General features: G+C 67.5%; 9 protein-coding genes. 3 read left to right on the top strand and 6 right to left on the bottom strand.

The genetic code is table 11. The annotated features are described in order from the left end of the window. Nucleotides 1-25: 25 nt before the first annotated feature. The 4 genes from ACIBJH_RS23820 to ACIBJH_RS23805 form a co-directional block, all read right to left on the bottom strand. Nucleotides 26-2,833: a DUF1156 domain-containing protein gene (locus tag ACIBJH_RS23820; RefSeq protein ID WP_399118853.1), complete on the bottom strand. Its 2,808-nt coding sequence runs from the start codon at nucleotides 2,831-2,833 to the stop codon at nucleotides 26-28. Then, nucleotides 2,830-6,345 carry a helicase-related protein gene (locus ACIBJH_RS23815; protein ID WP_399118852.1) on the bottom strand — a complete coding sequence of 1,172 codons (3,516 nt, stop codon included), beginning with the start codon at nucleotides 6,343-6,345 and terminating at the stop codon, nucleotides 2,830-2,832. The genes ACIBJH_RS23820 and ACIBJH_RS23815 overlap by 4 nt, the downstream gene beginning before the upstream one ends. A 101-nt stretch (nucleotides 6,346-6,446) precedes the next feature. Beyond that, a complete protein-coding gene (locus ACIBJH_RS23810; protein WP_399118851.1) occupies nucleotides 6,447-6,653 on the bottom strand; it encodes a DUF397 domain-containing protein in 207 nt (68 codons plus the stop codon). Beyond that, nucleotides 6,650-7,522 carry a helix-turn-helix domain-containing protein gene (locus ACIBJH_RS23805; protein WP_399118850.1) on the bottom strand — a complete coding sequence of 291 codons (873 nt, stop codon included), beginning with the start codon at nucleotides 7,520-7,522 and terminating at the stop codon, nucleotides 6,650-6,652. Before ACIBJH_RS23805 ends, ACIBJH_RS23810 begins: the two co-directional genes overlap by 4 nt. 157 nt (nucleotides 7,523-7,679) lie before the next feature. Between ACIBJH_RS23805 and ACIBJH_RS23800 the strand changes: the two genes are divergently transcribed. From ACIBJH_RS23800 to ACIBJH_RS23790, 3 genes are all read left to right on the top strand, one after another. Continuing rightward, nucleotides 7,680-8,147 (top strand): ATP-binding protein, encoded by a 468-nt coding sequence (locus ACIBJH_RS23800; protein WP_399118849.1) that lies wholly within the window; start codon nucleotides 7,680-7,682, stop codon nucleotides 8,145-8,147. Between the two features lie 256 nt (nucleotides 8,148-8,403). Then, complete coding sequence (locus tag ACIBJH_RS23795) at nucleotides 8,404-9,333, top strand: helix-turn-helix domain-containing protein (RefSeq protein WP_399118848.1); 930 nt, start codon at nucleotides 8,404-8,406, stop codon at nucleotides 9,331-9,333. A gap of 40 nt (nucleotides 9,334-9,373) precedes the next feature. Further along, entirely contained in the window at nucleotides 9,374-10,255 is an 882-nt protein-coding gene (locus tag ACIBJH_RS23790) for a hypothetical protein (protein ID WP_399118847.1), read from the top strand. Between the two features lie 83 nt (nucleotides 10,256-10,338). On the opposite strand, the gene ACIBJH_RS23785 is transcribed toward ACIBJH_RS23790, so the two are convergent. Continuing rightward, a complete protein-coding gene (locus tag ACIBJH_RS23785; RefSeq protein ID WP_262063989.1) occupies nucleotides 10,339-14,238 on the bottom strand; it encodes a DNA-directed RNA polymerase subunit beta' in 3,900 nt (1,299 codons plus the stop codon). A gap of 94 nt (nucleotides 14,239-14,332) precedes the next feature. Continuing rightward, nucleotides 14,333-17,818, bottom strand: coding sequence for a DNA-directed RNA polymerase subunit beta (rpoB, locus tag ACIBJH_RS23780; protein ID WP_399118846.1), 3,486 nt, complete (start codon nucleotides 17,816-17,818; stop codon nucleotides 14,333-14,335). Between the last annotated feature and the right edge of the window lie 46 nt (nucleotides 17,819-17,864).

Below are 17,864 nucleotides of genomic sequence, written 5' to 3'. Positions count from 1 at the left end.
GGGTGCCTGTGGGTGGGCCGGGCGTTCAGAAGAGGGGTTGGTGCTGGGGCTTGCGCGGGCCGCGCTTCTCGGCCGCGCGGGCCTCGGTCTGGAGGTCGGACCAGGCACTGGCGAGGTTGTTGAACCGCTGTCCGCTCTCCGACCAGCGCCGCCGGTCGCACACGCTGTACAGCAGGTGGGCGAGATCACGGATGGCGTCGTCGTCGAACTCCCCGCGCCGCCGGATGCCGGCGAGCAGCTCACCGGCCGGCGTGACGCCGGACTGGGCCCCCTTGCCGTCCAGCACCCGGGACAGGTGCATGGCCGCCTCCCATACGGAGATACGGACATCGGTCTCCGGGTCGTACGACTCCGGCAGGTCGGCCGGCGCGACGAGCCACACCTTGCTGTCACCGGACCCAGTGATGTGGGCGTCCTGGAGCCCCTTCACCGACACGTTGTACGCCTTCGCGAGTGTTTCGGCGTCCCCAAACGTGCCCTTCCCCCACTGGAACTGCTCGAACCAGCGGATCGCCCACCGGGTGTCCTGGTCGAACTCGCCCTCCTGCTCGTTCAGTACGTCGGCGAGTACGTCGTTGATGAGCCCGAGTGCCGTGCGGACGCGCATCGGTGAACCGTCAGGCTCGGTCACCTTGGCGTACCGGGAGAAGACGGCAATGCCGGGGCCGATCGCGGACTGGGGGAGGTCGACGGGGGCGAGGTTGCCCTCCTGCAACTTCCTTAGCTTGTCCGGGAGTTCACTGCGCAAGGCACGGAGGAAGCCACGGCGGTCGGTGGAGACTGCGGTGGCGTGCCGGGGGCGGCAGGCGAGGACAACCGAGGAGGCGAGGGCGTTGGTGCCGATGCCGATGGAACGGGCACTGCGCTCGGTACGGACGGGCCAGGTGGCGGTGACCGTCCAGCCCGCCTGGATCAGGCCGTTGAGCATGGTTTCCCAGCCGGTGGAGGCGATGCCGTTTTCGTCGTCGGTTTCCGACTGCTTGAAGGCGTAATAGACGGTGAGCGGGTAGTCCGGGTGATGGCCTGCGCGCATGTGCGCGAACGTCCCTACGAACCCCTGCTCGAAGTAGTCCTCCGCCCTCTCCGAACTTCCGCCGTGCCGGTACGGGGAGGCGATGAGCTCGGGTTCTTTCGGGGTAAGGATCGTGCTCATGACCTCGGGGTAGATGTCACCGAGGGAACGGCGGAGCCAAACGTAGAAGTAGTCGGAAAGGTCGGCATAGCTGATGTTGTCGTAGTAAGGGGGGTCAGTGTTGATGACGGGTCTGAGTGACAGATCAACGATTCGGGCGTCCGCCTGCTGCGCCCACGCCGAGCCTGCTGCGGGCAGAACGTCAATAGTCCGTCCGACCGAGACGGCAGCTGTTTCCAAGTCACCGGCTGCACCAGCGAAGGGATTCGACTCTGCGAAGTCCCAGACCATGGGAAGAGCTTGACGAGCGAACGTGGAACGCGTAGCCCCCGTGCCATGAGAGGAACGCCAAGAGCAAATGGTGGACAAGTCGTCCGCCACAGCACTCACTAGGAACCCGAGGTACAGCGCGACCGCCTTCCCATACTCAGCTGCCTCGGCCGCCTCCATCCCGGCGTCCCTCGCGTCTTGCTCAACCCTCTCGCGGGCCACTCCTACCAGGTCGCTGAAGGTGGTCAGGGCCAGTAGCTGTCGGTTCGTGAAGAGCCGGTCCACGCTTGTCAGCCCATAGTTGGCGCACCAAATGTTGCGGGGGTCCTCAGCCAACGGTTGCTCGGGCACATCGGCGGGACGTTCAACAACAGCCGCCGTCTCTTGCTCGCCTACCGCCTCCAGATAGATCCGCTGCCGTTTCCCCTCCGCCACGGTCGCCAGCAGCCGCGCCCCCATGCGCCTGGCCATTCCTTCGGCCTTGATGTAGCCGTCGGTGGCTAGGTCCCCGCAGACCAGGCAGGTGAACCTGGCGCCGCGTCCTTGCTTCGGCGGGTCCGGCGGTCCTTCAGGGCCGTCATGGATCTCGAAGCGAACCTCTCGTCCCTCGACCACTGGCTTGATCCACCGAGGCCGGTCCTTCTTTGTTGAGAGCCACCAGGAACTCACCAACGGCATCTCCACCCCACAAGTCGGGTTGGGACAAGCCACCGTCCGCGCCCACAGCCACGCGACGACCCTCGCCTCGCTTCCGTCCTCCAGCTTGGCCTTCGGATAATGAGAACCGATGCTCGCGTACGCCTGCGCCCGCATCCACTTCCCGTACTGCCGCACATCCTCCGCAAGCCCGCTCGCCCCCCGCCAGCTCCCCTCATGCCGCAGTTCCGCAGTCGGAGACACCGGCTTACGCCCGGCCCACTTCGGCGGGATCTCGATCAGCGCCTTGTTGATGACGACCGGAACCGGATTCAGGTCACTGGCGTAAGCCTGGAGCCCCAGCCGATGCGCCTCCAGCGGAATCGTGCCGCCACCCGCGAAGGGATCGAGCACGGGCGGAAGCGGACCGTCCCCATGCGACTCGGCGATCTTCTCCCGAACCTTGCGCATGATCCGCTCATCGCGCGTGGCCTCCCAGGGGACCATCTCCTCGATGAGATCGAACAACCGCTGTCGCTCGGCCTTCTGCTCCTCTTCCGTCGGATACAGATCGGGCCGCGAGGACGGATCGTCGACGAGCTGCGCGAAAAGCATCGCGCGGGCAGCCGCCAGCGGCCGGCGGGCCCACCACAGGTGCAGGGTCGACGGGTGCCCGTGTCGGATGGACTTCTCCCGAGCCGACTCCCTGTTGATCGCCTCCAGCGGGAGGGAGACCTCGATGAGCTTGGTGCGGCGCTCCGGGGCCGGGGCCGTGTCTTCGCTTGCGCCGCTCACTGCGGGGTTCCTCCCTTGTTCCAGGCGTCCTGCCAGGACAGCAGGAGCCCTTCGGTCTTCAGGTCACCGAAATCCGTATCGGCAAAGGCATCGGTCAGGTACCGGATCTCGTCGTGGTCCGGACCGTGCGTGCTCACGGAAACCAGGGCGAGACGATGCTGCTCGCCCCGGTTCTTGGCGACGAGGACCTCGTTACGGCTGACGTAGAAGTGCTCCGCGCCCTCCCGGCGGCCCTTCACCTCGATGTGCACGAGGTGACCGTCAAGAGTAAGCGATCGGATGTCGTAGCCCGGATTGTTGTGGGCCATTTCCTCGGGGACCCTGCCCAGACCGCGCTCTGCGCCGAGAACCGCCGCAACAGCCCGCCGGTCGGTCTCGTAGCCGTCGGCCGCGTGCAGGGCGTCCAGCGCGGCCCGCTCCGCAGAGGTCTCGGCAGGCCCCAGGCGCCCCACCAGCCATCCCACCGGGACCACGAGCGCGCACCCCGCCACCACAGGCGGGCGCGCCTGAAGGGCCTGGTCCTTGTCGAGCGCGGTCAGTCGCTGCTCCCGCCGCCGTTCCAGATCCTCGGCCCACGCACGTGCGGTCTCCGGGCGGTGACGGACCTTCTTGCCCTCGGCGACGTCCAGCTCAAGCTTTCCGGCCTGCGCGTACCAGAAGCTGATCTCCTGCCGCAGGCGCTGCTCGACCTGGGCACGGGTGCGTTCGATGACCGGCAGGAGGCGTTCCCTCGTCCGGTTCAGGTGCCGAGGCACCGCCTCCCGCACCGCCCACTCCATGGCGCGGGCGGGGCCGCCGTCCCTCAGCCAGTCCTCTTTGAGGAGCACACCCGCCGCCTCGGCCTCCCTGGGCGTGGGCGGTCGGTAGTCGAGATACGGAGCCGGGCCCGCATCATGAGCCGTGCCGTCGGGGTGCAGTTCCACGAACGCGAAGGAACGGTCCACCGACCGCCCGTGCCCGTCGACGACCTCCTGGACCAGGGCCGTCAGCAGCCGGGGGCGGGCCCCCGCGTCAGAGGCGTCGACCAGGACCGTGCCCCGCACGAGCAGATCCCCATGCCGATGGACCGTCTCCTCCAGTACGGCGTCGAAGAGCGGGTGCCCGGGGGCGATCAGGTCGGCACGGGCAGCCCCCGGTACGGTGACCCGCTCGCGGTCGAAGCACACCCTCTCGTACCGCCGCTGCACGACCCCGCCGAGACCCCGTCCGAAGCGGCCCGTGTCACGCAGGACGGCCGGGACGTGAGTGATCTCGTACCGGCCGCTCTCCCGGGCCCGGAGATGACCGCCGAGACGGTCGAAGGCATCGCGGAAGAAGGCCCGTACGTAGTGCGGGTGCAGCCGCTTGGCCTGGGCTTCCTCCATGCGCAGCCGTACCGCCTCGACGTCCTCCAGGCCCATGACGTGGGCGTCGAGTGCGAGACCCTTGATCAGCTCTACGGCCCGTTCACCGACCCGGGCGTCGATGACCTGGTCGAGGCGGCTCTTGACCTCGGGCCGGTCGCCGTAACGGATGGCCTCAAGGAGGAGGCCGCGCAACGGCTCGCCCTCGAAGAGTTCGCCCAGGACGTTGTAGACCTTGCCGTCGTACGCCTTCGACTGCGCTTCGATCTTGTCGAGGAGCCGTTGGAAGACCTGGCCCTCACGGGTGTCGGCGGCGACCAGGTTCCACAGGTGGCAGACCTCGGTCTGGCCGATGCGGTGGATACGGCCGAAGCGCTGTTCGATGCGGTTGGGGTTCCACGGCAGGTCGTAGTTGACCATGAGGTGGGCGCGCTGGAGGTTCAGGCCCTCGCCGGCGGCGTCGGTGGCGACGAGGACACGGACCTCGGGGTCCTGGTTGAAGGCGTCGCGGATGTCACGGCGGTGCGGGCGCGGGGTGCCGCCATGGAGGGTGACGACTGCCTCGGGGCGACCGATCAGGGTCCTGATACGGCGGGACAGGTAGTCGAGGGTGTCACGGTGCTCGGTGAAGATGATCAGCTTGCGCGGCAGCCCCTTCTCGTCCCGCAGCAACGGGTCGTCCTGGAGCAGTCCGGACAGTTCCCGCCACTTGCGGTCGTCACCGGAGGCCAGGACCTGTGCGGCGAGCCGCTCCAGCTCGCTCAGCGCGACGATCTCCAGCTCCAGCTCCTGGAGGGTCCGGGCGGCGGTCGCCGCGTCGACGACCTGCTCCTCAAGCTCCTCCAGCTCACCGCCGGTCAGGTCGTCCAGCTCGTCTTCAGCAGGAACGGACGGTACGGCCACGGGGGCGGAGACCACCTGCGGTCCCGACAGCATCTCCTGACGGCGGGCCTCCAGCCGCAGTCTTCTGCGCTCCAAGGAGCGGTGGATCGCCGCCGGGCTGGAGGCGAGGCGGCGCTGGAGGACGGTGAGCGCGAAACCGACCTGGTTGCCGCGCCGGCCGTCCAGCCGCTCCGCCCGGTTCATCTCCTGGCGGACGTACTCCGTGACCTGCTCGTACAACTCCTGCTCGGCGAGCGACAGTTCGTACGGCACGGTGTAGGCGCGGCGCTCGGGGAAGAGCCGCTTGCCGTCGAAGGTGAGCAGGTCCTCCTTGACCATGCGACGCATCAGACCGGAGACGTCGTGCCGGTGGATGCCCGCGCGGTACCGGCCGCTGAAACGGTCGCTGTCCAGCAGGGTCATGAACAGCTGGAAGTCCTCCTCCTTGCCCGCGTGCGGGGTGGCGGTCATCAGGAGCAGATGGCGGGTGAGGCGGCCGAGGAGACGACCCAGCTCGTAGCGCTTGGTCGTCTTCAGCTCCGTGCCGAAGTAGCTCGCGCTCATCCGGTGCGCCTCGTCGACGACGACCAGGTCCCAGCCGCTCTCCCCGAGGAGCCGTCGCAGGTCCTCGGAGCGGGCCAGGGCGTCCATGCGCGCGATGAGCCGGGGGTGCCGGTCGAAGACGTTGCCGTCGATCGTCGCGTCGGTCAACTGCCGCGTGAGGAGAGTGAAGTCGAGGCCGAACTTCTCCAGCAGCTCGTCCTGCCACTGCTCGACAAGACCGCCCGGCGCGACGATCAGGCAGCGCTCCAGGTCGCCACGGAGCGCCAGCTCCTTGATGTAGAGCCCGGCCATGATGGTCTTGCCGGCGCCGGGGTCGTCGGCGAGCAGGAAGCGCAAGGGGGTGCGCGGCAGCAGCTCGTTGTAGACGGCCTGGATCTGGTGCGGCAGCGGGTCGAGGAGGCTCGTGGACACGGCGAGCATCGCGTCACCGCGCGCCGCCATCCTGATCCGCAGTGCTTCGGCAGCCAGCCGGAACAGCCCCGGGTCCGCGTCGAAACCGCGGCCCGCCGCGCCGGGGACCACCTCGGCCAGCCGCTCCGCGTCCTCCTCGTAGAGGATCCGCTCCTCCACCGTGCCGTCGGGGCGCCGGTACGTCACCTGCGCCGCCGTCGGCCCGAACATCCGCACCGCGACGATCGTGACGTCACCGCCGGTGACGATGCCCGACACGGCGCGCCCCGGCGCGAGATCGCCGAGGCCGAGCCGGCCCGGCAGCTCAGGCATCCTTGCTCTCCCCTGGTCCCGCTGGCGAAAGTGCCCCTTCCTAGGGAGTCAATGATGCCCCACCTGAAGCACGGGGCCCACGGAGTGCGCGGATATCGGTCCTACGGGGTGAGCGGCGCGAGGAACGCCGACCAGGCTTCGCCGCTCACCGTGAAGCGGGGGCCGTCAATGGTCTTGGAGTCGCGGACGTGGATGGTGTGGGGGGCTATCGCGATCTCGACGCAGTCGGGTTCGTCGCCGCCGCTGCTGTAGCTGCTCTTGAACCAGGCCAGTTCGGTCGGGTCCCCGGCGGAGGTCACGCGGTTCATAGTTCTCCCAGCACTTGCTCGATGAAGGCCAGTGACTCCCCTGGTGCGAGAGCCTGCGCCCGGATGATCCCACACCGCAGTTCGATGATGCGGAGCTGTTTCGGGTCGGAGATAGGGCGCCCGGCGTAGAGGCCGTCGCAACGTCCGATCGCCGTCCCGTCCTTGAATTTGAGCACCTCCATCTCCCCGCTCATTCCGGCGTGGTCCTCGCGGACCGTCGGCATCACCTGAATCTCGACATGCCGCAACTGGCCGACCTCCAGGAGATGTTCGAGTTGGCGCCGCAACACCATCCTCCCTCCGATCGGGCGCCTGAGCGTGACTTCTTCCTGGACGAAGCTCAAGCTGGGGGCAGGGTCACGCTCGAAGACCGACTTCCGGGCCATACGTCCGGCCACGCCGCGCTCGATCTCCTCCGGAGTCAGCGCAGGGCGCCGCATAGAGATGAGCGCGTGGGCGTACTCCTCGGTCTGTAGAAGGCCGTGCAGCTTGTGACTCCAGTACGCCGTCAGCTCGACAGCCTGCGCCTCCATCTTCCCAAGCTCCCGCACCTTCTTCGGGTAGCGGACCTTCTTCACGTCCTCCCACATCGCCGAGACCTGCCCAACGGCGTCCAACACCCTGTCGGCCTCGTCCAGATACTCCTGCCGGGGAATTCGCTTCCCGCCCTCCACCTTGTAGACAAGATCCTCGCCGTACCCGACCCGCTCCCCGAACTCCCCGGCCCGCAGCCCCGCCGCCTCCCGCCGCAGCTTCAACTGCCGCCCCACCGTGGCCAGTACCGCGAGCCCCCACTCGTCGTCCGGGTCCACCTCCCAACCCGGCTCGTCCGCCTCGGTCTTGAGCCGTCCCGCCTCACCGTCGACCATTGCGCACCCCTCTGTCGTCCCACCGCGCTACACCGCCGCCCTACCCGCACACCCCGCCCCGACAAGCCCGGACAGCGCCGGACAAACACCGGACAGTCACCGTACGCAACGGCGTGATCACCCCTAACGGTAGGCACAACCGGCCACGCTGAGTGACATGAATCAAGAAACCGCCGAGCCCGCCTCCCCGCTCGACGCCCAACTCCACAACGCCATCCACCACTTCAGCGTCTCGCTGTCCCCCACACCCCACGGCGCCCGCCTCGCCCGCCTGATCGCCACCGAGCAACTCCTCACCTGGGAACTCCCGTTGGACCCGGCGGAGCACATCGTGACCGAACTCGCCGCCAACGCGGCCACCCACGGCCGCGTCCCCGGTCGGAACTTCCGCCTGACGCTCTACGTCGTCGGCGGCACCCTCCGTATCGAGGTCACCGACACCCGCGGTGACCGACCGCCTCGCGCCCGACAAGCCACCCCGGACGGCGAGTCCGGCCGCGGTCTCCTCCTAGTGGACGCCCTCGCCGACCGCTGGGGAGTCGCCCATGGCCCCACCCCACGCAAGACCGTCTGGGCCGAAGTCGGGGTCCGTCCCACCGGAACGCGGCCCGTCACGCGCCGGTGACCCACGTCCCGGCCAAGCGCGTGATCAAAGCTTTTCCATGACCTCGGAGCGAATACCGACCCAACCCCACCCCGCCGATCCCCTCCAGCAACCCTGGTCACCCGGAAGAGTGATGATCCTCAACTCGGCTGGATTTCGGGCCGGTTCGCTGGCATATGCTCGCCGCGACCACACAACCGCAGACATGCGACGGCCCCCGCCGGGACTGCAATCCCAGTGCGAGGGCCTGACCACCGAGGAAGAAACAGGCTTCCCGATGGATACCCAGAACCTTAGCGCGCCCGCCTGCCCTCAGCAGCTCAATCCGCGCGGCGTCACCCACATCAACACCCCGCACACCACGCGCTACACGGTCGTCGGCAACCACCTCGCCCAACACCGGCAGCTCTCCCTCGTCGCGATGGGCCTGGCCCTCCACATCCAGTCGCTGCCTGAGCAGACCCGCGTCGACATCAAGACCCTCGCTGACCGCTTCCCCGAGGGCGAGACCCGTATCGCCGCCGCCCTGCGGGAGCTGAAGGCCCACGGCTACCTGGCCCAGGTCCGCAAACGCCTGCCCAACGGCCGGGTCGTCACGCACACGGTGTCGTACAACCAACCCCGGACCACGCACCACGAGGCCGCCTCAGCACCGGCCACTCCCACCGCGGCACCCAGGCAACCCGCCGCCGGCGTACCACCACGACCGGCCGCCGCACCCGAGCCCGGACCGGCAGCACCTCAGCCCGAAGCCTGCCCCGAACCCGACTCCCGACCCGCTGCCGCCAGACTCCCGCTGCCCGCACCCCAGGCACCCGACCTCGACCGGCATCGCAAGGCCACAGCCCTCCTCAGCACCCTCCACCACCAGGACCCCCGCCTCCTCCTCTCCGAGCGCGCCGTCCGCCACCTCGCCCCAGCAGTCGCCGCCTGGCTCGAACGCGGAGCCCGCCCTCAGGCCGTATGCCACGCCCTGACCGCGAACCTCCCCGAACCCCTCCGCAACCCGACGGCACTTCTCGCCCACCGCCTCACCGAACTCCTGCCACCACCCGCGCCGACCGGCCCGCCGCCCCTCCAGGACCGGCCCGCCGTCCCTCCCCCGTTCCACAACTGCGAGGGCTGTGACCGGGCGATCCGGACCCCACGGCCGGGCGCCTACTGCCGCGACTGCCGCACTGCGGGCCTCGATCCCGCCGCGGCGTAAAGCGTTGGTCCGTCCAGCTCCTCTCCAGACAAGGAACTACATGGTCAGCCCGCCCCACGAGGCGATGCACCGCATCTTCCAGGAGTACCCCGGCCTGTTCACCGGCGTGTCCAAGGCCCTCGATCTCGACTTCGCCCGGCCCACCTCCGTCACGATCCTGCCGACGGACCTCACGGAGACCCGACCCGTCGAACGGCGCGTGGACACCCTGCTCCGCTTCGACTCCGAGCAGGACGACCCGTTCCTGCTGGCCATCGAATCGCAGGGCAAGAAGGTCGCGGACAAACCCGCCGCCTGGGCCTACTACCTGTCCTACCTCAGCACCAAATACAAGCTCCCTGTGCTGCTGCTGGTCGTCTGCCAGGACCGCGCCACAGCCGAATGGGCCGCCCGGCCGGCGTCCCTGGGCCCCCGGCAGTGGCCCGCGCTCACCCTGCGCCCGCTCGTCGCCGGTCCGCACAACATGCCGGTGATCACTGATCCGGCCGAGGCCCGCGCCGACCTGGCACTTGCCGCGTTGTCCGCTATCACCCACGCGAAGGAAACGGTCGTCGATGTGATACTGAAAGCACTGTCCACCGCGCTGCGGGACGAACCGCAAGCAGTCGTAGACCCCATCGTCGAATTCATCGCACAAGGTATCGGCGGCAACAGCCGTGCCGTAGAAATCTGGAGGAGCCTGATGGCCGTGGACCTCTCCTTCTACAAGTCCTGGCTCTCCGAGGAGATCCGCGACGAAGGCCGCGTCCAGCGCGGGGCCGAGGACATCCTCGTCGTCTTGCAGGCCCGCGGCATCGACGTCCCCGACGACCTCCGCGAACGCATCACCGACTGCGACGACCCGGACATCCTGCGCCGCTGGCTCACCCGCGCCGCCGTTGTGCCGTCCGCCGAAGAGATCTTCAGAGACGAAGAGGCCTGAGACCCGAGCGCTGGACACGCCGAAGGGCGGCCACCCCGTACGAAACGGGGTGACCGCCCTTCAGTTCAACTCAGCCTGCTCGCTTACTGGTTGTACGGACCGTAGTCGTAGTCCTCCAGCGGGACGGCCTGGCCGGAGCCGGTGCCGAACGGCGAGTAGTCGATGTCGTCGTAGCCGACGGCCGAGTACATCGCGGCCTTGGCCTCCTCGGTGGGCTCCACCCGGATGTTGCGGTAGCGGGACAGGCCCGTACCGGCCGGGATGAGCTTACCGATGATGACGTTCTCCTTGAGGCCGATCAGGGAGTCGGACTTGGCGTTGATCGCCGCGTCCGTCAGCACCCTGGTCGTCTCCTGGAAGGACGCCGCCGACAGCCAGGACTCCGTGGCCAGCGAGGCCTTGGTGATACCCATGAGCTGCGGACGACCGGAGGCCGGGTGACCGCCCTCCTGCACCACACGACGGTTCTCCTGCTCGAAGCGGGAGCGCTCGACCAGCTCGCCGGGCAGCAGCTCGGCGTCGCCAGACTCGATGATCGTCACGCGGCGGAGCATCTGCCGGATGATGATCTCGATGTGCTTGTCGTGGATCGACACACCCTGCGAGTTGTAGACCTTCTGGACCTCGCCGACCAGGTGGACCTGGACGGCACGCTGACCCAGGATGCGCAGCACGTCGTGCGGGTTGGTGGCACCCACGGTGAGCTTCTGGCCCACCTCGACGTGCTCGCCCTCGCTGACCAGAAGACGGGCGCGCTTCGAGATCGGGAACGCCGTCTCGTCGCTGCCGTCGTCCGGGGTGACGACGATCTTCTTGGTCTTCTCGGTCTCCTCGATCCGCACGCGGCCCTGGGCCTCGGAGATCGGGGCGACACCCTTCGGCGTACGAGCCTCGAAGAGCTCGACGACACGGGGCAGACCCTGGGTGATGTCGTCACCGGCCACACCACCGGTGTGGAAGGTACGCATCGTCAGCTGCGTGCCGGGCTCACCGATGGACTGGGCGGCGATGATGCCGACCGCCTCACCGATGTCGACCAGCTTGCCGGTGGCCAGCGAGCGGCCGTAGCACATGGCGCAGGTGCCGACGGCGGACTCGCAGGTCAGGACCGAGCGGGTCTTGACCGTCTCGATGCCGTGCTTGACCAGCTCGTCGATGAGGACGTCGCCGAGGTCGGTGTTGGCCGGGGCCAGCACCTTGCCGTCGACGGTGATGTCCTCGGCCAGCGCACGGGCGTACACGCTGGTCTCGACGTTCTCCGCCTTGCGCAGGACACCGTCCGCGCCGCGCTCCGCGATGTGCAGCTTGAGGCCGCGGTCGGTGCCGCAGTCCTCCTCGCGGATGATGACGTCCTGGGAGACGTCGACGAGACGACGGGTGAGGTAACCCGAGTCGGCGGTACGGAGGGCCGTGTCCGCCAGACCCTTTCGAGCACCGTGGGTCGAGATGAAGTACTCCAGCACCGACAGGCCTTCACGGAAGGAGGCCTTGATCGGACGCGGGATCGTCTCGTTCTTGGCGTTCGACACCAGACCGCGCATACCGGCGATCTGGCGCATCTGCATCATGTTTCCTCGGGCACCCGAGTCGACCATCATGAAGATGGGGTTCGTCTTGGGGAAGTTCTCGTTCATCGCCTCGGCGACCTCGTTGGTCGCCTGGGTCCAGATCTGGATGAGCTCCTGCGTGCGCTCTTCCTTGGTGATCAGACCGCGCTCGTACTGCTTCTGGACCTTCTCGTCCTTGGCCTCGTAGCCGGCGACGATCGCCTTCTTCGCCTCGGGCACGACGACGTCGGAGATGGCCACGGTGACACCGGAACGGGTCGCCCAGAAGAAGCCGGCCGCCTTCAGGTTGTCGAGCGTCGCCGCCACGATGACCTTGGGGTAGCGCTCGGCCAGGTCGTTGACGATCTCGGAGAGCTGCTTCTTGCCCACCGAGTAGTCGACGAACGGGTAGTCCTCGGGCAGCAGCTCGTTGAAGAGCGCGCGGCCCAGGGTCGTACGGAGGCGGAAGGTGTCACCCTGCTGCCACTCCGGCTCGCCCTCCTCGCGGACCGGCGGCACCCAGCCACGCGGCGGGATGGTGCCCACCGGGAAGCGGATGTCGACGGCCGACTGGAGCGCCAGCTCGCCGGCGTCGAACGCCATGGTCGCCTCGGCCGTGGAGCCGAACGCGCGGCCCTCGCCCTTGACGTCACGCAGCTCGCCGTCGGTGGTGAGGAAGAACAGACCGAGGACCATGTCCTGGGTCGGCATCGTCACCGGACGGCCGTCGGCGGGCTTCAGGATGTTGTTCGAGGACAGCATCAGGATGCGGGCCTCGGCCTGCGCCTCCGCGGAGAGCGGCAGGTGCACGGCCATCTGGTCGCCGTCGAAGTCCGCGTTGAACGCGGTGCAGACGAGCGGGTGGATCTGGATGGCCTTGCCCTCGACCAGCTGTGGCTCGAAGGCCTGGATGCCGAGGCGGTGCAGCGTGGGTGCACGGTTCAGCAGCACCGGGTGCTCGGCGATGACCTCTTCGAGGACGTCGTAGACGACCGTACGGCCGCGCTCGACCATCCGCTTGGCGCTCTTGATGTTCTGCGCGTGGTTCAGGTCCACCAGGCGCTTCATCACGAACGGCTTGAAGAGCTCCAGCGCCATGGCCTTCGGCAGACCGCACTGGTGCAGCTTCAGCTGCGGACCGACGACGATCACGGAACGCGCGGAGTAGTCCACACGCTTGCCGAGCAGGTTCTGACGGAAGCGGCCCTGCTTGCCCTTGAGCATGTCGGACAGCGACTTCAGCGGACGGTTGCCGGGGCCCGTCACCGGGCGGCCACGACGGCCGTTGTCGAAGAGCGCGTCGACGGCCTCCTGGAGCATGCGCTTCTCGTTGTTCACGATGATCTCGGGCGCACCGAGGTCGAGAAGGCGCTTCAGGCGGTTGTTGCGGTTGATCACACGGCGGTACAGGTCGTTCAGGTCGGAGGTCGCGAAGCGGCCACCGTCCAGCTGCACCATCGGGCGGAGGTCCGGCGGGATGACCGGGACGCAGTCGAGAACCATGCCCTTGGGACTGTTGGAGGTCTGCAGGAAGGCAGACACGACCTTCAGCCGCTTCAGCGCACGGGTCTTCTTCTGGCCCTTGCCGGTGCGGATGATCTCGCGAAGCCGCTCGGCCTCTTCATCCAGGTCGAAGGACTCCAGGCGCTTCTGCAGCGCCGCGGCACCCATCGAACCGTCGAAGTACGTGCCGAAGCGGTCCCGCAGCTCGCGGTAGAGCAGCTCGTCGCCTTCGAGGTCCTGGACCTTGAGGTTCTTGAACCGGGTCCACACCTCGTCCAGGCGGTCGATCTCGCGCTGCGCACGGTCGCGCAGCTGCTTCATCTCCCGCTCGGCACCTTCGCGCACCTTGCGGCGCACATCGGCCTTGGCACCCTCGGCCTCCAGCTCGGCCAGGTCGGCCTCAAGCTTCTTGGCACGGGCTTCGAGGTCGGAGTCACGCCGGTTCTCGACCTGCTGACGCTCCACGGAGACATGCGCCTCCAGGGAGGGCAGGTCGCGGGTGCGGCGCTCCTCGTCGACGAACGTGATCATGTACGCCGCGAAGTAGATGACCTTTTCGAGGTCCTTCGGGGCGAGGTCGAGCAGGTATCCCAGACGCGACGGGACACCCTTGAAGTACCAGATGTGCGTGACGGGCGCGGCCAGTTCGATGTGGCCCATCCGCTCACGGCGCACCTTGGCGCGGGTCACCTCGACGCCGCAGCGCTCACAGATGATGCCCTTGAAGCGGACGCGCTTGTACTTGCCGCAGTAGCACTCCCAGTCCCGGGTCGGACCGAAGATCTTCTCGCAGAAGAGTCCGTCCTTTTCGGGCTTGAGCGTGCGGTAGTTGATGGTCTCGGGCTTCTTGACCTCGCCGTGGCTCCACTGACGGATGTCGTCAGCGGTGGCCAGACCGATCCGGAGCTCATCGAAGAAGTTGACGTCGAGCACTATGCGTCAATCCCTCTCAGGGTTGTAAGTCTTGGGGTCTGATACGGGGGTCCTGGGGCCGGAGACCTGCGCGCGGCAGGTCTCCGGACTCCCGTCAGACCTCTTCGACGCTGCTCGGCTCGCGCCGGGACAGGTCGATGCCGAGCTCCTCCGCTGCGCGGAAGACATCCTCGTCGGTGTCACGCATCTCGATGGACATACCGTCACTGGACAGCACCTCCACGTTCAGGCAGAGCGACTGCATCTCCTTGATGAGCACCTTGAAGGACTCGGGGATGCCGGGCTCAGGGATGTTCTCGCCCTTGACGATGGCCTCGTAGACCTTCACGCGGCCGGTGACGTCGTCGGACTTGATGGTCAGCAGTTCCTGGAGGGCGTAAGCGGCGCCATAAGCCTCCAGCGCCCACACCTCCATCTCGCCGAAGCGCTGACCGCCGAACTGCGCCTTACCACCCAGCGGCTGCTGGGTGATCATCGAGTACGGACCGGTCGAACGGGCGTGCAGCTTGTCGTCGACCAGGTGGTGCAGCTTCAGGATGTACATGTAGCCGATCGAGATCGGCTCCGGGAACGGCTCGCCGGAGCGGCCGTCGAACAGGTTGGCCTTTCCGGACGCCTGGACGAGGCGGTCGCCGTCGCGGTTCGGGATCGTGGCCTCGAAGAGACCGGAGATCTCGTCCTCGCGAGCACCGTCGAAGACCGGGGTCGCGACGTTGGTGCCCGGGGCGACCTGGTCGGCGCCGATGACCTGCAGGCGGCGCGCCCAGTCCTCGCTGAGACCGGAGACGTCCCAGCCGCGGCTGGCGAGCCAGCCGAGGTGGATCTCCAGGACCTGTCCCGGGTTCATTCGGGACGGGACACCCAGCGGGTTGAGGATGATGTCGACCGGGGTGCCGTCCTCAAGGAACGGCATGTCCTCGATCGGGAGGATCTTGGAGATGACGCCCTTGTTGCCGTGACGGCCGGCCAGCTTGTCGCCGTCGGTGATCTTGCGCTTCTGCGCAACATACACCCGGACCAACTGGTTGACGCCGGGCGGCAGTTCGTCGCCCTCCTCGCGGTCGAAGACGCGGACGCCGATGACCTTGCCGATCTCGCCGTGCGGCACCTTCAGCGAGGTGTCGCGCACCTCGCGCGCCTTCTCACCGAAGATCGCGCGGAGCAGGCGCTCCTCGGGGGTCAGCTCGGTCTCACCCTTGGGCGTGACCTTGCCGACGAGGATGTCACCGGCGACGACCTCGGCACCGATCCGGATGATGCCGCGCTCGTCGAGGTCGGCGAGGACCTCCTCGGAGACGTTCGGGATGTCCCGGGTGATCTCCTCGGGGCCGAGCTTGGTGTCACGGGCGTCGACCTCGTGCTCCTCGATGTGGATCGAGGAGAGGACGTCGTCCTGCACGAGGCGCTGCGACAGGATGATCGCGTCCTCGTAGTTGTGACCCTCCCAGGGCATGAACGCCACGAGCAGGTTCTTGCCGAGCGCCATCTCGCCGAACTCGGTCGCCGGACCGTCGGCCAGCACCTGGTTGGCGACGACGCGGGCGCCCTCGTCCACGACAACCTTCTGGTTGACGGAGGTGCCCTGGTTGGAGCGGGAGAACTTGGCGAGGCGGTACGTGGTGTACGTGCCGTCGTCGTTGGCGGTGGTGATGTAGTCCGCGGAGACCTCCTGGACCACACCGTCCTTCTCCGACTTCAGGACGTCACCGGCGTCGACCGCGCAGCGGTACTCCATGCCGGTGCCGACCAGCGGCGCCTCGGACTTGATGAGGGGCACGGCCTGACGCATCATGTTCGCGCCCATGAGGGCACGGTTGGCGTCGTCGTGCTCCAGGAACGGGATCATCGCGGTCGCGACCGACACCATCTGGCGCGGGGAGACGTCCATGTAGTCGACGTCGTCACCGGGGACGTAGTCGACCTCGCCGCCGCGGATGCGGACCAGGACGCGGGACTCCTCGAAGCGGAACTCGTCCGTCAGCGGCGCGTTGGCCTGCGCGATGACGAATCGGTCCTCTTCGTCGGCCGTCAGGTAGTCGACCTCGTCGGTGACGACACCGTCGGTGACCCGGCGGTACGGCGTCTCGACGAAACCGAACGCGTTGACGCGGCCGTAGGAGGCGAGCGAGCCGATCAGGCCGATGTTCGGGCCTTCGGGGGTCTCGATCGGGCACATGCGGCCGTAGTGCGAGGGGTGCACGTCACGGACCTCGAAGCCGGCCCGCTCACGGGAGAGACCACCCGGGCCAAGAGCCGACAGACGGCGCTTGTGGGTGAGACCCGACAGCGGGTTGTTCTGGTCCATGAACTGCGACAGCTGGCTGGTGCCGAAGAACTCCTTGATGGAGGCGACGACCGGCCGGATGTTGATCAGGGTCTGCGGCGTGATCGCCTCGACGTCCTGGGTCGTCATCCGCTCGCGGACGACTCGCTCCATACGCGCCAGACCCGTACGGACCTGGTTCTGGATGAGCTCGCCGACGTTGCGCAGACGACGGTTGCCGAAGTGGTCGATGTCGTCGGTCTCGACGACGATCGTGGTGCCGTTGTCACCGACGGTCTCGGTCTCGCCGGCGTGCAGCTTCACCAGGTACTTGATCGAGGAGATGATGTCCTCGACGGTCAGCACACCGGCGTCCAGCGGGGCTTCGCCGCCGAGCTTCTTGTTGACCTTGTAGCGGCCGACCTTGGCGAGGTCGTAGCGCTTCGGGTTGAAGTAGAGGTTCTCCAGAAGCGTCTGCGCGGCCTCACGGGTCGGCGGCTCGCCCGGACGCAGCTTGCGGTAGATGTCGAGGAGCGCGTCGTCCTGGCCCTGGGTGTGGTCCTTCTCCAGGGTGGCGCGCATGGACTCGTACTCGCCGAACTCCTCCAGGATCTGCTCGGTCGTCCAACCGAGAGCCTTGAGCAGGACGGTGACGGACTGCTTGCGCTTGCGGTCGATACGGACACCGACCATGTCGCGCTTGTCGATCTCCATCTCCAGCCAGGCACCCCGGGACGGGATCACCTTGGCGGAGAAGATGTCCTTGTCGGACGTCTTGTCGATGGAGGAGTCGAAGTAGACACCCGGCGAACGGACCAGCTGCGACACGACGACACGCTCGGTGCCGTTGATGACGAAGGTGCCCTTGTTGGTCATGAGCGGGAAGTCGCCCATGAAGACCGTCTGGGACTTGATCTCGCCGGTCTCGTTGTTGGTGAACTCAGCGGTTACGAAGAGCGGGGCGGCGTACGTGAAGTCGCGCTCCTTGCACTCGTCGATGCTGTTCTTGGGAGGTTCGAAACGGTGGTCGCGGAACGTCAGCGACATCGACCCGGAGAAGTCCTCGATCGGAGAGATCTCCTCGAAGATCTCCTCCAGACCGGACTTGGTGGGGACGTCCTGACCCGACTCCAGAGCCGCCTCGACCCGACTCTGCCAGGCGGTGTTGCCGAGCAGCCAGTCGAAGCTCTCGGTCTGCAACGCGAGCAGGTTGGGAACCTCAAGGGGCTCCTTGATCTTTGCAAAGGAGATGCGCAGCGGGGCGGTGCTGGCGCCGTTGTTCATATTCGCGGTCGAGGCAGTGCGCGAGGCGGCCAAGAGGGGGTCCTTCCGAGGGCTCGGACTCACTACGCGCGTACCGGCC

Source organism: Streptomyces sp. NPDC050548, assembly GCF_044457385.1.
Classification (GTDB): Bacteria; Actinomycetota; Actinomycetes; order Streptomycetales; family Streptomycetaceae; genus Streptomyces.
This window is presented reverse-complemented; position numbering and strand designations above follow the sequence as displayed.

Coding starts and splice junctions, on each gene's coding strand:
- ACIBJH_RS23790 (WP_399118847.1), top strand. CDS start 9,374: ATGGTCAGCCCGCCCCACGAGGCGATGCACCGCATCTTCCAGGAGTAC.
- ACIBJH_RS23795 (WP_399118848.1), top strand. CDS start 8,404: ATGGATACCCAGAACCTTAGCGCGCCCGCCTGCCCTCAGCAGCTCAAT.
- ACIBJH_RS23810 (WP_399118851.1), bottom strand. CDS start 6,653: ATGAACCGCGTGACCTCCGCCGGGGACCCGACCGAACTGGCCTGGTTC.
- ACIBJH_RS23800 (WP_399118849.1), top strand. CDS start 7,680: ATGAATCAAGAAACCGCCGAGCCCGCCTCCCCGCTCGACGCCCAACTC.
- ACIBJH_RS23805 (WP_399118850.1), bottom strand. CDS start 7,522: ATGGTCGACGGTGAGGCGGGACGGCTCAAGACCGAGGCGGACGAGCCG.
- ACIBJH_RS23815 (WP_399118852.1), bottom strand. CDS start 6,345: ATGCCTGAGCTGCCGGGCCGGCTCGGCCTCGGCGATCTCGCGCCGGGG.